Raw genomic sequence first — 242 nt, forward strand, 5'->3', positions numbered from 1 at the left:
GGCCCCCCCCCCCCCGCCCCGCCCCCGCGGACACGCCCACGAACCCGCCCACGCCCCCCGCCCCCGGCCCACCCCCCGACCGCTCGGTCACGGACCCCGCCCCCCCCGCCGCCGACGCCGAGCACCCGGGCGACGACCCCGCCGCTCCGGCCGTCGAGGACGTACGGGCCCGGCTGGAGGCATGGCTCGGCGACACCGTGCTCACACCGGAGGCGGACCTGTCGGCCCCGCTGCTCGACCTG

1 pseudogene is annotated in these 242 nt (G+C 82.6%); it reads left to right on the plus strand.

Features of this window, described 5'->3' with window-relative positions:
* A pseudogene (locus tag A4V12_RS38730) lies at positions 1-242 on the plus strand (condensation domain-containing protein); the annotation flags it as partial.

The organism is Streptomyces noursei (assembly GCF_001646665.1).
Classification (GTDB): Bacteria; Actinomycetota; Actinomycetes; order Streptomycetales; family Streptomycetaceae; genus Streptomyces; species Streptomyces lavendulocolor.